Origin of the sequence: Chryseobacterium sp. CBTAP 102, from assembly GCF_003201365.1 — a bacterium.
Taxonomy (GTDB): domain Bacteria; phylum Bacteroidota; class Bacteroidia; order Flavobacteriales; family Weeksellaceae; genus Chryseobacterium; species Chryseobacterium candidae.
Window position 1 is genome coordinate 406,851 of the sequence record NZ_QICX01000001.1, and the last position, 14,191, is coordinate 421,041.

Annotated in this window: 15 protein-coding genes; 8 read left to right on the plus strand and 7 right to left on the minus strand. The window is 33.8% G+C overall.

The window, feature by feature from the left end; all coding sequences use genetic code 11:
- Window positions 1-5: 5 nt before the first annotated feature.
- Together C8D70_RS01810 and C8D70_RS01815 are read right to left on the minus strand one after the other, a co-directional pair.
- A complete protein-coding gene (locus C8D70_RS01810; protein ID WP_110366205.1) occupies window positions 6-1,679 on the minus strand; it encodes a peptidase domain-containing ABC transporter in 1,674 nt (557 codons plus the stop codon).
- A gap of 8 nt (window positions 1,680-1,687) precedes the next feature.
- The gene (locus C8D70_RS01815; RefSeq protein WP_110366206.1) at window positions 1,688-2,365 is read right to left on the minus strand and encodes a TetR/AcrR family transcriptional regulator; all 678 of its coding nucleotides are present in this window, start codon (window positions 2,363-2,365) and stop codon (window positions 1,688-1,690) included.
- A 427-nt stretch (window positions 2,366-2,792) separates the two neighbouring features.
- Here C8D70_RS01815 and C8D70_RS01820 point away from each other — a divergent pair, with 427 nt between their 5' ends.
- Window positions 2,793-3,668: a YDG/SRA domain-containing protein gene (locus C8D70_RS01820; protein WP_228407954.1), complete on the plus strand. Its 876-nt coding sequence runs from the start codon at window positions 2,793-2,795 to the stop codon at window positions 3,666-3,668.
- A gap of 88 nt (window positions 3,669-3,756) precedes the next feature.
- Here the strand turns inward: C8D70_RS01820 and C8D70_RS01825 are convergent, their stop codons facing one another.
- Window positions 3,757-4,539, minus strand: a complete 783-nt coding sequence (locus tag C8D70_RS01825; RefSeq protein ID WP_110366374.1) for a YdcF family protein — start codon at window positions 4,537-4,539, stop codon at window positions 3,757-3,759.
- Between the two features lie 728 nt (window positions 4,540-5,267).
- The gene (locus tag C8D70_RS01835) at window positions 5,268-5,507 is read right to left on the minus strand and encodes a SymE family type I addiction module toxin (protein ID WP_181416082.1); all 240 of its coding nucleotides are present in this window, start codon (window positions 5,505-5,507) and stop codon (window positions 5,268-5,270) included.
- A gap of 150 nt (window positions 5,508-5,657) precedes the next feature.
- Here C8D70_RS01835 and C8D70_RS01840 point away from each other — a divergent pair, with 150 nt between their 5' ends.
- The gene (locus C8D70_RS01840) at window positions 5,658-6,068 is read left to right on the plus strand and encodes a helix-turn-helix transcriptional regulator (RefSeq protein WP_110366208.1); all 411 of its coding nucleotides are present in this window, start codon (window positions 5,658-5,660) and stop codon (window positions 6,066-6,068) included.
- A gap of 59 nt (window positions 6,069-6,127) precedes the next feature.
- Here the strand turns inward: C8D70_RS01840 and C8D70_RS01845 are convergent, their stop codons facing one another.
- Window positions 6,128-7,282, minus strand: a complete 1,155-nt coding sequence (locus C8D70_RS01845) for a hypothetical protein (RefSeq protein WP_110366209.1) — start codon at window positions 7,280-7,282, stop codon at window positions 6,128-6,130.
- Window positions 7,279-7,791, minus strand: a complete 513-nt coding sequence (locus C8D70_RS01850; RefSeq protein ID WP_110366210.1) for a DUF4365 domain-containing protein — start codon at window positions 7,789-7,791, stop codon at window positions 7,279-7,281. Before C8D70_RS01850 ends, C8D70_RS01845 begins: the two co-directional genes overlap by 4 nt.
- 324 nt (window positions 7,792-8,115) lie before the next feature.
- Between C8D70_RS01850 and C8D70_RS01855 the strand changes: the two genes are divergently transcribed.
- The 6 genes from C8D70_RS01855 to C8D70_RS01880 all read left to right on the plus strand — a co-directional run bounded on the left by C8D70_RS01855 (window position 8,116) and on the right by C8D70_RS01880 (window position 13,170).
- The gene (locus C8D70_RS01855; RefSeq protein ID WP_110366211.1) at window positions 8,116-10,230 is read left to right on the plus strand and encodes a carboxy terminal-processing peptidase; all 2,115 of its coding nucleotides are present in this window, start codon (window positions 8,116-8,118) and stop codon (window positions 10,228-10,230) included.
- 143 nt (window positions 10,231-10,373) lie between these two features.
- The gene (locus C8D70_RS01860; protein WP_076594672.1) at window positions 10,374-10,703 is read left to right on the plus strand and encodes an ArsR/SmtB family transcription factor; all 330 of its coding nucleotides are present in this window, start codon (window positions 10,374-10,376) and stop codon (window positions 10,701-10,703) included.
- 189 nt (window positions 10,704-10,892) lie between these two features.
- Window positions 10,893-11,357, plus strand: coding sequence for an SRPBCC domain-containing protein (locus C8D70_RS01865; RefSeq protein ID WP_110366212.1), 465 nt, complete (start codon window positions 10,893-10,895; stop codon window positions 11,355-11,357).
- 126 nt (window positions 11,358-11,483) lie between these two features.
- On the plus strand, window positions 11,484-12,062 hold the full coding sequence (locus C8D70_RS01870; RefSeq protein WP_110366213.1) for a YdeI/OmpD-associated family protein: 579 nt from the start codon (window positions 11,484-11,486) through the stop codon (window positions 12,060-12,062).
- Window positions 12,063-12,077: 15 nt separating this feature from the next.
- On the plus strand, window positions 12,078-12,476 hold the full coding sequence (locus C8D70_RS01875) for a DoxX family protein (protein WP_110366214.1): 399 nt from the start codon (window positions 12,078-12,080) through the stop codon (window positions 12,474-12,476).
- 139 nt (window positions 12,477-12,615) lie between these two features.
- Window positions 12,616-13,170, plus strand: a complete 555-nt coding sequence (locus tag C8D70_RS01880; RefSeq protein ID WP_110366215.1) for a DUF4256 domain-containing protein — start codon at window positions 12,616-12,618, stop codon at window positions 13,168-13,170.
- A 10-nt stretch (window positions 13,171-13,180) separates the two neighbouring features.
- Here the strand turns inward: C8D70_RS01880 and C8D70_RS01885 are convergent, their stop codons facing one another.
- Complete coding sequence (locus C8D70_RS01885) at window positions 13,181-14,143, minus strand: hypothetical protein (protein ID WP_110366375.1); 963 nt, start codon at window positions 14,141-14,143, stop codon at window positions 13,181-13,183.
- Window positions 14,144-14,191 lie beyond the last annotated feature (48 nt).

The following is a 14,191-nucleotide window of genomic DNA, read 5'->3' on the forward strand; positions in this document are numbered from 1 at the left end:
CTTTTTTAGTTTTTGTTAAATAAAGTTTTCACTGTTCCGTCTTCTACCAGCAGCCTTTGATCTGCATCGTTGATTAGGTTTTCATTTTCTGATACTACAATGATTGTAGAAACCTGTTTCAGTTTTATAAGATACTCTTTCATTTTAGTTTTAAAAGTATCATCCATTCCTTCAAACGGGTCTTCCAGTATCAATAATTTTTTGGCGCCCACTAATGTTCTGAGCAGCAATATTTTCTTTTTGATGCTAAAGGATACTTCAGTATCCGTTTCGCTAATCCTGGTTAAAAGACCGTTGCTGAACTGGCTGGACAGATCTTCAACCCCTATTTCTTCAGATAATTTCAGAATTTGCTCAACTGTTGTTTCATTGTGACCCAGAACTATATTTTCATAAACGGTTTCTTTTATTATCGTCATATCTTTTAGATACAAACCAATCAGGTTTCTGAGTGAAGATTTATCGATATTTTTAAGCGGTATTTTATCAAAAAGAATACTCCCTGAAGTGGGTTCATAAAAACCGCTGATCATATTCAGAAGCATAGATTTTCCTGCTCCCAACTTACCTGAAATAACGGTAAGCGAATTTTTTTTAATTTTAAAATTGACATCTTCAAAAATTTTCTGATAATCGTTAAAAGAAAAATGTACTTCTTTGCATTCTATTTCAAAACCTCCTTTTTGAGATTCAAAATCTATAGTGCCCAATTTTTCTTCGGGCAGATTGGTAATTTTATTCAGTTTTGCCAACGCAGCGATTACATCATAATAACTTTCAAGACTTTTGATCAGTTTTTCGACAGCTGTCATAATACTTAACACTACAATTTCGGTGGCAATGAATGCACCAATGTTCAATTGCTGGTTTACTAAAAGATAAGTTCCAATCACCAGCATTACCAATGTAATGATTACTTTAAATGCAATGATCGTTTTATATTGGAAAACCAATACCTTGAAATGCTCCGTACGATTATCAAGATACTGTACTACTCTATTATCAGTTTCTGCAAGATGAATCTGCTTCTTAGAATTGAATTTGAATGTTTTTACAGATGCAGCAATATCTTCAATCCAGGAAGCCACTTCATATTTTTTATCACTTTCTTCAATACTGGATTTGATTCCGCTTTCCATTGTAAATCTGAAAATAATGACCACACAGATCACCACTAAAGCTCCAAAAACCAAAAACCAGGGATGGTAAAATGAGAGCAGCAGAATTCCAAATAAAATCTGGATCAGAGCTGTCGGAATTTCCAGTAAGATTTTTGAAATTCCCTTCTGCAGATTCTGGGTATCAAAAAAACGGTTCACAAGTTCTGGTAAATAATATTTTCTCGTTTGTGATAAATCTACTTTAGGAAGTTTTTCAGCAAAGGCAAGAGAAAATTCAACAAAAATTTTCTGCTGTATCTTCTCAATGATCTGCATTACTTTCAGCCGGAAAAAACCACTCAGCCAAGTTCCTAAAACTACAAAAGCGATCAGAATATAGATAGAAGTTGCCATCGTTGCTCCCATCACAAAACTGACAATAGATTGTATGCCCAAAGGTATGCTCAGCATCACCAAACCATTGAGGATAGCGTAAAAATAGATATTGGTAACATCTTTTTTGTCCTTGGTAATGTACTGAAACAGTTGTCTGCTGTATTTTTTTGGAGAGTTTTCCATCGATCGGTTTATTTTAAAAGATTGGTGGTTATGAAACGCAGATAATCCAGCACAAAATTTTTATGATCCTTTTTGGGGGTATGATTATCTGTAAGCTTTGGAAGATGTTCACTAAAGAAATGCTGATCATGAGCTGTTTCCAAAAGTGTACTTGCAAATGATCTGGGATAAGGAAAATCCGGTTTGGCTTCAGAAATGACTTCACCAAAAAAAGCACAAAGACTTTTCAAAGGACTGAAAACCATTTCTTTATTAATTTCATCTACTTCTTTTACCAAATAGGCTTTGCTGCTTTCTGCAATAACTATTGTATGCAGTTTTACCAGGTCATAATCTTCTATCATTGTATTGGCGTGATCCTGATGTGTAATAATGTTTAACAGTTTATCTATTTTTTCTTTAGGATCTTTTATTTCTAGCAAGCGAAACTTGGATATCAGCTCCAGGTAAGACCAATACCAGTTGAGAATATAGGTAAGAAGTTTATGTTTTGATGAAAAATACCGATAAACGGTAGCTTCTGTAGAATTGATTTTCTGTGCCAGTTTTTTAAATGTGAAGTTCTCAAATCCTGTTTCATAAATCAGCTCAATAGCATTTTTTACAATAGCTTTGCCTATTTCGCTATTTTCAGGATCTTTAAGATAAAGATTTTCGTTGACTTTAAATTTTAACTGAAATTCCATTGTAGTAATTATTATGAATACAAATATAAAACTATAATGAAAATAAGCAAAACTTATACCATTGTATCAAATACTACAATTATAATAGTAATACTATCTATTAAAATAGCATTGTTTTCATTGTTGATGATATGAAACATTCATTAACAGATGATTCATGATAAGTTTAGTGTATTTTTCTATGCAGCCTTTACAAACCCAAAATAATCAAGCGAAAGCCAATTTTGTCCTTATATCCACTCTATTTTCAGTCAGATAGCATAGGTACTGACTTGATAAACAGGGCTTATTTTGGCGTATTACATGTCTTGTTTGCGTAAACAAAAACATTAAAAACATTGCATATAAAATAAATTATTCTATTATAAATCATTTTTGGTTATTTTTTTATTTAAAATTATAAATTTGCACTTAAATAAAAATAACCGTGAGTAAACCTATTATATTTGGTGAGATAGAAGGTATTGATGAAGGATATCATTTTAATAATAGAAGGGAAATGATGCCAACCAGTTTTCATAGAAATTGGGCAGCAGGAATAGATGGAAATTCAAATGAAGGCACTTCCGCTATCGTTCTTTCTGGAGGATATGAAGATGATCTAGACTTTGGAGAAGAAATCGTTTATACAGGTGCAGGCGGTAACGATAGTAACACTGGAAAACAGGTAAAAGACCAAGTATGGGAAAAAGGAAATGCAGGGCTTATCATAAGTATGGACCAAGGATTACCAGTAAGAGTTATCCGGGGTTCTACCCATAAGTCAGAATTTTCACCTAAAGAAGGGTATTTATATGCAGGGCTATATAGTGTTGTAGATGCTTGGGAAGAAATTGGTAAAAGTGGATTCAAAATTTGTAGATTCCGTTTAGAATATTCTGGCAATAATAAATCCAAAAAAACAATACATCAAATTGAATTAGATTATTCTAAAAGAATAAAAAGAACTGTAGAAAGTACAGTTCTAAGAATTGTACGAGACACAAAAGTAGCATGGCAAATAAAAAAATTATACAATTTCAAATGTCAAGTTTGTCAGATTACTATTCCTACCAAATTAGGCCATTATGCTGAAGGCGCCCATATTAGACCATTAGGTAAGCCACATATTGGAGATGATAATCCTGATAATGTTATTTGTCTTTGCCCTAATCATCATATTATGTTTGATAAAGGAGTATTTTCAATTGCTGATAATTTTCAATTAATTGGTTGTTTATCAGGAAGACTAACCATTCATAATAATCATAAGTTGAATATTTCAAATCTAAAATATCACCGTCAAATACACGGTTTTGAATAAAAAGTAATCTCAGAAAAAATTGAAAGGCGTTTATATTTAGTTTTATAGTTAATTTTTTTTAGCGATAGCCTTTAATTAAAATTAAGAATTATCCATTCAATCCCAAACTGTTATACAGCTGTACCTGCCATATTCCGAATACTTCTTTAAGCATCACAAAAGTAAATGCTGCATTATAACTGTTAGGAAATACAGTAATTTCAGTATCAATAAAATCTGAGGCTTGTGGAACAGGCTTTAATCCAAATGTATGAAACAGAGCCACAGACCTTTTCATGTGAAATCCGGAGGTAACCAGATATACATCAGAAGGAGCCAGCTGTTTTAGGATCTTGCTGGCATATCTTGCATTTTCATACGTATTCATACTTTTATCTTCTTTAATGATGTCAGCATCTGATACTCCCATCTTTTTAAAATTTTCACGGAATAATTCTGCTTCACTTGTATAGCCTCTTCCTTTTCCGGAAATTACTATTTTACAAGGCAGATTATTTTTCTTGTATTCATAGTACAGCTGATAAGCAGTTACCAATCTGGAATAAGACAATGTATGGAGCTTTTCTGTGTGCTCAAAGTCTACAACTCCACCACCCAATACAACAATAACGGGATTTTGGAGAACTCTATTTTTACTTGCAACAGGACTTACATAATTTTTCTGCAAATATCCGGAAATCAGTTTACCCAGAAAGCCATTTCCTATAAAAACGATCATTAAAACGGCAAAGAAGCCAACTCCTATTCTGAGGTTTTTGCCTTTGTTTTTTCTTTTGAGCAGAGCAATGATAACCACTGCAAGAAATACTAAAAAATAAGGTTCTGTAAAAAGCTGTACAACACGGAATAAAAAGTCTAATAAAAATTTCATTTTCAAATAATATTGATTAATGCCGGGAGGCATAGAAACCGCAAAGATAAGGCAATTTCCTGAGCATGCTTTCCATAGCAGCAAACCATTAAAATTCTCAGGATAATTTCATCTCATTTTTTTTGTTTTATACAATTATTTTATACATTTGCAACCATAAAACAACACACCTTTTAGTGTGTTAATAAGAAAAACAAAATACCTACCCTAGTGAAAAAGCAGAATAGAATCGCCATTTTTATGACTGTACTCCATATATTTTTGGACAGACATTTTTGTAAAGAAAAAAGCAAAAACTCTTTACGTATAAAGAAACGATTTTTCTCATAAACAGGAGAAAACCGAAGAATATTATCTTTCCTGAAGCAAATTGATATTGCAGATTAACATTCCAAAAATCTGCAAGAGACTTTTCACTGGACTTCACCAGATACGCTCGCTTACCACTTTATCTTTCTAAAGCAAAATATATCAATGCTTTACAATTTCATTTTTACCTCAAAAATAAGATATTTCACTGATTAATTACCGGACTCTATTTATTACAAAATCTTAAACAGATTTACGTTCAAAATTAATATTGCCTCAATGCAATATGGTTTTTAATAAGATACATTTGTCTTGTAACTTTAATACAATCAATGAAATGTCAACAGTTATCAAAACATTTGTAGCTTATCTTAAAAGACCTGCTCTTTATCCTGAACTGGGCAGAAAAATCAAAAAAATCATACTGATCCCTCATAATCCACTTCCCTTTCCAAAATAATCTGGTTTCTGCTCACCGTAACCAGTATTTTATCTCCTGCCTTAAAACCACATTGTTGTACCCACTTCCCTGCTATTCTTATTTCGGGGAAGTAGACTATTTTGCCATACGCTCTTGAAAATGATTTGAGGAAAACCGTAAGGTAACGATTGTTCAGTTCATTATATCTGCTGCTGGTCATTCTTCTTTTTCTTTTCATAGGTGTTATTTTTCTACAAATGAAGGCATAATAAGAAGCATAAACCATCTGAGGAAAGGATATTTTATTCTGAAAGAGAGATATTTTAGAATAGTATTTATTTTAAAACAGCGCTTTATTTTTTTAATCTAAAGCTTTATATTTGTTATTATGAGTTACACAGATATGCAAAATAAAAAAATACACCAGGGTAGAAATATAAAGCGTTTCCGCGAAATGCTGGGAATCAAGCAGGAAGCACTGGCTTTTGAAATGGGCGACGACTGGAGCCAGAAGAAAATCTCCCTTTTAGAGCAAAAAGAAACCGTAGAATCTGATATTCTGGCGCAGGTAGCGAAGATTTTGAAAGTTCCTGCAGAAGCGATTGAGAATTTTGATGAGGAACAGGCGGTGAATATTATTTCTAATACGTTCACAAGCAATGATACATCCACTTTAAATGCTGTAAATATTCAACCTACTTTTAATCCTCTTGACAAAATGGTTGAGCTTTATGAGCGTATGCTTCAGCAGCAGAGGGAAATGATTGAGAAGTTGGAGAGGTTGATTGAGGGAAAATAATTTTTAATTAGATATTTTAATATAATAAGAGGACTAAGATAATTAGTCCTCTTATTTTTTTATTCTATTATCTTAAATGTTGGATTATTTATAACATGACTTCTGCCATGTGAAATTAACTCTCCCTCAATTTTCACATGATATCCACTATCAAAAGCCTTTAAGGCATCACTAAATTGCTCAGGATTTAAGTTTAATTTTGCCTTGATAGCCTTATTTTCTTCATTTATAAAGTTAAATGTAATTTCGCCAAAATTCCTTTTTTCAAGATCAGGATTCGTTTTTGCTTCGGATATTTTTCCAACAAATGTACCTTTTGTTCCTTCATCTTTTGGTGTATATTTAGTTATGATATATTCCAATGGCTGTATATAGTCTTTAGTAAAACTAACTTCATTAGGTAAATCATTGATTTTTTCTATATGGTTTGACCAACTTATGCTAATATCAATTTTATCTTTATCACCATATTCTCCTAACTCAACGATAGATTCTAAAAAATTAACACTTATCCTATCTGTATTTATTTGCTCTTCTAAAAAATCATAATTCCCTACTTCTATATTTGATTTAATCTCATGTAAAGATTTGATAAATTTTTTAGTGATCGTTCTAGTTAAACTTGTTTCTAATATTTCTTCATCATTAAATAAGCTTAGCTGAATAGCCGATTCTTCTATTGAAGAATTAATAAATGGGCAAACAATTGATGCAATAAAACTGCCTCTTTCAGTTTGCCCTAAGTAGCATGAATCTATAAATTGAGTAGCTTGTTTTGAGTATAACTTCTTATGGTAAATTGAAGGTGAAACTATATCACATGCTGTTGCATATAATGATTTTTTTGCATTTTCTAAAAGATTAAAACCATCTTGAAAAGATATTAATCCATTTTCAGTTTCCTCATTTACAACTCTAAAACGAATAATATCTGAAGGAGGAATTATTAAGTCATTAATTATATATTCTATATTTCTATTCTCATAAATAGAAATCTTTTCTAAAACACTTTTTATTGAATCTTTATAATCTATAAAATCTCTTTTTAAAGGAACAATTATTTCAATCGGTCTGCTTCCCTCTTTAAAAAAAACTGCCAAATCAGTCCTTCTGCTTTCTATTTTTTTAAAACCATTATTCAATAAATATTTTTGCAAAATTGGAAAACCAATTTTGTTGGAAGCAATATCTAATATTTTGTCTAAACTTCTCATAATATTTCTTGCTTAGATGCTCTAACCATTAATTCATGGATAGAATCTGGAGAAAATGTATTTGCTAATGGTACTCTCACTGTAACTGTTGATATATTAGGACTTTCCGGAAAACCATTTAGATTTAAATAATGACAGCATTTCTTTATTACCAGTTCATTGTCAGAATGTCGAAGCCAATCTTCAGAATCTTCAGGTAGGCACATTATTACTAATAATCTTGGGCATGTTGAAGGAAGTCTCAAATCATTATAATTTTTAATGGGAAGAGGAAATACAATTTCATTGTTAACATTATCAATGTTTGCTCCTGAAGTAGCTTTTAATTGAAGCTTTATTTCAGGCGAATGTAATATTGAGTCTGTCGATAAATATCCATTATATGTAATAGTGGCATCAACACTATCTGAATCTACTCTTGTAATCTCTGTTGCAAATTTTTTTGAAGCAGCTACAGATAATACATACGCTAAATTTAGCTCTTCTTTTATTTTATTCTCTGTTAACATTTGACATGGTTAGTAAGTGTAAATATAAATAAATTTGTTGAAGCCATAATTGTCTAAAAATAATATTAATACATGAGTTTTTTATTAAATCAAAATTTATCAAAAAATCTGCGTAATTAAGTGACATAACTCTTAAACCTTAAACTTATCTTAAAATCCTCCTCCACAACTCCTTATTATCAATATTTTTCATACATTCACATGATTTTATAAAAGCACATTGAAAACTCTTGTTTACTGCTATTTTCAATCAATTAATTGAAAAAAGATTAATTAATGGCAACAAAACAAGTATAGTTTTCAATTAAAAGCACAATCAAAAATATGTTGAAAAATTTTAGAACCGTTCGTTTTTTACTATTTCTTCCGCTTACCTTTTTTGCGTTCGGTTTCCGTCCTCCCGGCAATGAAGAAGAAAAGATGCAGATCATCATGGTCAATACAAAGAATATTTTGTCTTATCTGCATTACAGCCCCAAACCTATTAATGATGCGTATTCAAAAGAAGTGTATAAGCAGTATTTTGAATCAATAGATCCTACAAAAACCTATTTCCTGCAATCTGATATGGATGAGTTTCGTAAATATGAAACCCAACTGGACGATTTTCTGAACACCGGAGATCTGACTTTTTATAAACTGACCGTGGATAAATTGTCTCAAAGGATTGATGAAATTGATACAATGACCAAAGACATTTTCAGTAAACCCATTAATCTGGAAGAAGATGAAATACTTACTTTGGAACCTAAACTAAAAAATGCACCTGCCAACAAGCAGCAGCAATATAATGAATGGCGGAAATATGTAAAATACAATATTCTTCAGGAAATAGAATCCCTGAACAGGAAAAGTGAAGAAAAAAAGAAGGATAATTCTACCAATGAGGAAAACAGCAGCAAGCCCAAAATACTCAGCCAGGATGAAAAGATAAAAAAAGCGACAGAAAATGTTAAAGATCTTCTGGAAGAAAAATTTATCAGATTCAGGAAAAGGCAAAAAATGGATTCGTTTACTGTGTACATGAATGCGTATACTCATATTTTTGATCCGCATACCAATTATTATTCACCGCAGGGAAGGAAGGATTTTGAAATGGACTTCAAAGGAAAAATAATCGGGATAGGTGCAGTGATTAAGGAAAAGAAAGGAAGCCTTTATATCGGGACATTATCCATTGGAGCTCCCGCATGGAAGACCAAGCAGCTTACGGAAGGTGATAAGATCTTAAAAATAAAATCTACGCCCGATACGGAACCTGTCAATGTTGTGGATATGCTTTCCGGCGAAGCCATCAAATTAATCAGAGGGGAAAAAGGAACGCCCATTACTTTAACGGTACAGAAAAAAGACGGAACAATTCAGGAAGTAACCATGAACCGTGAAGAAATATCGATTGAAGACACTTTCGCTAAAAGTATTATCGTAAATGCATCCGATAAGAAATACGGCCTTATCAATTTACCTAAGTTCAATGCGGATTTTGAAGACAAAGACGGAAGAAATGCATCTGATGATATTAAAAATGAAATTATCAAACTTAAAGAGCAAAATATTCAGGGAATTGTTCTTGATCTTAGAGGTAATTCCGGTGGTTCTTTAACGGAAGTTGGTGATATTATGGGGCTTTTCATGGATGCAGGCCCTTATGTGCAGGTGAAAGACGGAAATGGAAAGATTACCACTTTAAAAAATAAAAATGAAGTGCCCATCTGGAACGGTCCACTTGTGATTCTACAGAATGAACTGTCTGCTTCTGCGGCAGAAATTTTAGCCGGTGTGATGCAGGATTACGGAAGAGCAGTTATCATGGGATCTCCTGTATCCTATGGAAAAGGAACCGTACAGGTATTTGTAGATCTGAACAGGTTTTTAAATACGGAAGAAGATTTTGGTTCTGTAAAGCTAACTATTCAGAAATATTATAGGATCACCGGAGAGTCTACACAGAGAAAAGGAGTAAGCTCAGATATCCCGATGAAAGATATCTTTTCTTATGCAGAGATAGGTGAAAAATATGATGACTACGCATTGGCCTGGGATAAAATACCGGGAACAACCTTCAATAAACAAAACTTTCTCAATATTCAGGCTTTGCAGAAAGTAAGTGCAGAGAGAATTGCTAAAAATGATAATTATAAACTGTTACTTGAGTATGCCCAATGGAGAGAAAATCTGGGGAAAGAAAAAACAGTGCCTTTAAGCATTCAGAAATACAGCGGACTGATGAAGCAGAGAAAAACTGAGGATGATAAATTCAAAATATTAAAAACATGGGAAAATGGTCTTACATTCACGATGTATCCAAAGGATATTGAAAGAGAGAAAAACGATGCCGCATTCAAAAGCAAATCTGAGGTATGGATTAAAAATCTTCAGAAAGATCTCTATCTGCGGGAAGCCATCAATATAGTTGAAGATTGGGAAGTAAGATCTTAAGCATACTTCTCCTATAAAAATTCAAAGCTCAACAATGTATCACCTTATACTGTTGAGCTTTTTTCATTACAATCAAAAATTTTATACAAAACATTTGCGTAGCTAAATGACTACACATATATTTGTAGTCAAATAACTACACGATGAATTTAAGAAGAGATGTATTTCAGGCGATAGCAGATCCTACAAGACGGTCTATATTGATGCTGGTGGCGGCACAGTCGATGACAGCGGGAGCTATAGCTTCCAATTTTGATACGGCAAGACCTACCGTTTCAAAGCATCTCCAGATCCTTACAGAATGCGAACTGCTGCGATCTGAACAAAACGGCAGAGAAATTATCTATCATCTGAATCCCAATAAAATGAAAGAAATAGCCGATTTTATAGAACCCTTCCGCAACATGTGGGATGAGAAATTCAACAAGCTGGAAAGTGTGATGAAAGCGTTTCAGAACTTGAAAAAAGAGTAATAAAAGATAATAGACGAAGAGACGAAGAGACAATGGATGTCAAAGTTTAAATTGTGAACACCAGTGTCAATAGTGAATTTTGCTTTGCAAATGAATCGTCAATGAGCAGTGAAAGGATAACAACATTAAACTTTAAACCTTGAACTCTCCCACTCTCAAACCCTCAAACTTAAACACCAAACTCAAAATATGGAACTTAAAACAAAAATTCAGGCTGAAGACGGCAAACAGGAAATTTTCATCATCAGAGAATTTGATCTTCCTGTAGAACTTCTTTTCAAAGCGTATACAGAAGCTGAATTGTTCGAACAATGGATGGGAACGAAAGTAACCCAGTTTGAAAACAAACAACATGGAAGTTACCGCTTTGAAACATCAAACCCTCAGGGAGATGTAGTTTTCAGTGCCAATGGAGCTATTCATGACATTGTTCAGAATGAAAAAATTATAAGAACTTTCCAGATGGAAAACACCCCTTTTCCGGCTCAGTTCGAGTTTCTGGAATTTGAAACGTTAACAGATACCACCAGCAAAATTACCATCCAAACCATTTATAAATCTGTAGACTTCAGAGATCAGCACCTGAAAATGCCTTTTGCACAGGGTATTAATAGGGCGCATAATCGTTTGCAGGAATTATTAGGTGAAAGGTAGCAGGTAGCAGATAATAGGTGATACCAGAATTTGATACAAGATACGAGGTTCGAGGTTTATATACTATCCAGAATAACTCAAACCTCTCCCACTCTAATACTCTCAAACCCTAAAACATACCACACAATGAATCCAAAAGTTAATTTTTTCTTCGAAAACGCCGGACAATGGCAGGAAGAATTTGAAAAATTAAGAACTATTGCCCTGAGTACAGAGCTTACAGAAGATTTAAAATGGGGCTGCCCCTGTTATACTTATGAAGGGAAGAATATTTTCCTGATCCACGGTTTTAAGGAATACTGTGCCCTTCTCTTCTTCAAAGGTGCTTTAATGAAAGATCCTGACAATATCCTGATTCAGCAGTCTAAAAACGTACAGGCAGCAAGACAGATCCGCTTTACAGAGCTAGCGCAAATCAATGATATGGAGGAAGTTCTTCGCTCGTATATGTTTGAAGCCGTTGAAATAGAAGAATCAGGCGCTAAAGTGGAAATGAAGAAAACAAAAGAGTTTGAAATAGCTGAGGAATTTCAGGAGAAGCTGGATCAAAATCCTGCATTACAGGAAGCTTTCCAAGCATTAACTCCCGGAAGACAAAGAGCCTATCTACTCCACTTTTCTTCTGCCAAACAGTCCAAAACCCGTGAAGCCCGCATTGAAAAATGTATTCCAAAAATCATGGAAGGAATAGGATTAAACGACTAACTATAAAAACAGATCATGAACACACCACAACCATCACAAAAAAGAAAAAAGATCATCTATTGGATATTTACCCTTTGGATGGCTCTGGGAATGGTTTCCACGGCCATTGTCCAACTGATGAAAAACAAAGATGAACTGGCTAATTTCACCAATCTCGGCTATCCTTCTTATCTGATGACCATTATCGGAGTATGGAAAATTCTGGGCGTTATTGCGATCTTAATTCCTAAACGTTTACTGTTGAAAGAATGGGCGTATGCAGGCTTTTTCTTTGTTATGTCAGGCGCTGTAATTTCCCATCTTATCGTGGGTGACACAGCAGGAAGAACTTTTCCGGCAGTATTATTATTGGTACTGGTCATTATTTCCTGGTACTTCAGACCGGCAGAAAGAAAAATCACTATTATTGATTAATGTTTTAAGATTAAAATGAATAAATTTTATCGCAGATAAAATCCTAGTGTCTTTAAACAAGGCATTATTAATAAAATTTGCGTCTTCGCAATTCCAACAATACCACTCAACATATCCATATAACAAAATAAAATTTGACATGAAAAAGAAACTGACCCAGGAACAAATCAACGAGCTTTTAAAAACACTAAAAGCCCGTTTCGAAAAAAATATGAACCGTCATAAAGATCTGAAATGGGAAAAAATTCAGCAAAAACTGGAAAGCAATCCCGAAAAGATCCGGTCTTTATACGAAATGGAAACCACAGAAGGTGAACCCGACGTAGTAGATTACAATAAAAAAACGGATGAATATTCCTTCGTTGACTGCTCTCCGGAAAGTCCCAAACGCCGAAGCTTATGCTATGATTATCCAGCCTGGGATGCCAGAAAAGCCAACAAACCAGAGAGTAACGTCATTGATACTGCTTCTGAAATGGGCATTGAACTTTTAACAGAGGAAGAATACCGCCAGCTTCAGGAATTGGGAAAATTTGACCAGAAGACTTCAAGCTGGATCAAAACACCAACGCAGATCCGTGAACTTGGAGGTGCTGTTTTCTGCGACCGACGGTACAATACTGTATTTACTTATCACAATGGTGCAGATTCTTACTATGCGGCAAGAGGTTTTAGAGGAATATTAAAAGTATAGAGGAGAATAATTAACTGGGATCTCTCAGCCAGGGAGATTCCACACTCCAGAAAACAATGTTAACGCCCAGATAGTTTTCAGCATATTCGGTAAATTCTTCTTTGGTAAAAGGTTTCTTGGTTTTCGGATTTTTATAGGTCAGAGTAGGCTCCTGAACGGCCATTGCTACCAGAGAAAGCTTTCCTTTATATCGATTAAAAAAAGGATAAGAATTTTTCATTTGTGCTTTTTTATCCGGAACAATATCATGCCCGCCCAACCCAATATTATTTTTGTAAGCAAAATCAAATAGTCTGGACATATACTGATGGTCATTTTCCCATTCACAAGGAAAGAAATTGACATATTGCAGAACGTAAGAATAACGGAAAGCACTTCTCGCAAATTTCAGATTTTCCAATTCGGCCTGAAAATAACGATCGCAGCTAAAGCCTGTCTTATCCTTCTTCATATCAATATCGATTGCTGTTTCCGGAAGATTAATCCCCTGAATTTTTCCGTCAAATTTCTTTGCCAGCTCTGCTATCAGTTTCTGAAATCTCTGCCTTACAGCCGGATTCCATTGCTGGGTAGCCCAACCGTTTCCAACAGGTTTATTTTCACCCGGGTTATCATACTGAGGAACCAATCCTCCTGTATATTCTTTATCTTTCAAAACATATTCAGGAATATATTTTGCCTGTGGTTCAAAAAATCTGTCCTGAAGTTGTATAAATAGTTTTTTATTCAGGCTTGTCAGATAATTCAGATCTTTTTCAATAACAGAAAAATCATATACATCTTTTGATGTTTCCAAAGCTTTCCAGTTATAGACAATCTGTACTCCGCCAATATCTTTGCGGGTTATCATCTTTTCAATTCTATGCAGATCTACTGAGGAAGTATAAATATAATTCTGGGGCGCTTGTGCCGGAACAAAAAATAAACCTAAAATAAATAATCCCAAACTCAGCACTTTCGCCATCTTTTTCATTACAATCAATTTTAAAGAGTAAATCATTTTTCATGCCTAAAAACATTA

Coding starts and splice junctions, on each gene's coding strand:
- C8D70_RS01855 (WP_110366211.1), top strand. CDS start 8,116: ATGTTGAAAAATTTTAGAACCGTTCGTTTTTTACTATTTCTTCCGCTT.
- C8D70_RS01885 (WP_110366375.1), bottom strand. CDS start 14,143: ATGAAAAAGATGGCGAAAGTGCTGAGTTTGGGATTATTTATTTTAGGT.
- C8D70_RS01875 (WP_110366214.1), top strand. CDS start 12,078: ATGAACACACCACAACCATCACAAAAAAGAAAAAAGATCATCTATTGG.
- C8D70_RS01880 (WP_110366215.1), top strand. CDS start 12,616: ATGAAAAAGAAACTGACCCAGGAACAAATCAACGAGCTTTTAAAAACA.
- C8D70_RS01845 (WP_110366209.1), bottom strand. CDS start 7,282: ATGAGAAGTTTAGACAAAATATTAGATATTGCTTCCAACAAAATTGGT.
- C8D70_RS01865 (WP_110366212.1), top strand. CDS start 10,893: ATGGAACTTAAAACAAAAATTCAGGCTGAAGACGGCAAACAGGAAATT.
- C8D70_RS01825 (WP_110366374.1), bottom strand. CDS start 4,539: ATGAAATTTTTATTAGACTTTTTATTCCGTGTTGTACAGCTTTTTACA.
- C8D70_RS01810 (WP_110366205.1), bottom strand. CDS start 1,679: ATGGAAAACTCTCCAAAAAAATACAGCAGACAACTGTTTCAGTACATT.
- C8D70_RS01870 (WP_110366213.1), top strand. CDS start 11,484: ATGAATCCAAAAGTTAATTTTTTCTTCGAAAACGCCGGACAATGGCAG.
- C8D70_RS01840 (WP_110366208.1), top strand. CDS start 5,658: ATGAGTTACACAGATATGCAAAATAAAAAAATACACCAGGGTAGAAAT.
- C8D70_RS01835 (WP_181416082.1), bottom strand. CDS start 5,507: ATGAAAAGAAAAAGAAGAATGACCAGCAGCAGATATAATGAACTGAAC.
- C8D70_RS01860 (WP_076594672.1), top strand. CDS start 10,374: ATGAATTTAAGAAGAGATGTATTTCAGGCGATAGCAGATCCTACAAGA.
- C8D70_RS01850 (WP_110366210.1), bottom strand. CDS start 7,791: ATGTTAACAGAGAATAAAATAAAAGAAGAGCTAAATTTAGCGTATGTA.
- C8D70_RS01815 (WP_110366206.1), bottom strand. CDS start 2,365: ATGGAATTTCAGTTAAAATTTAAAGTCAACGAAAATCTTTATCTTAAA.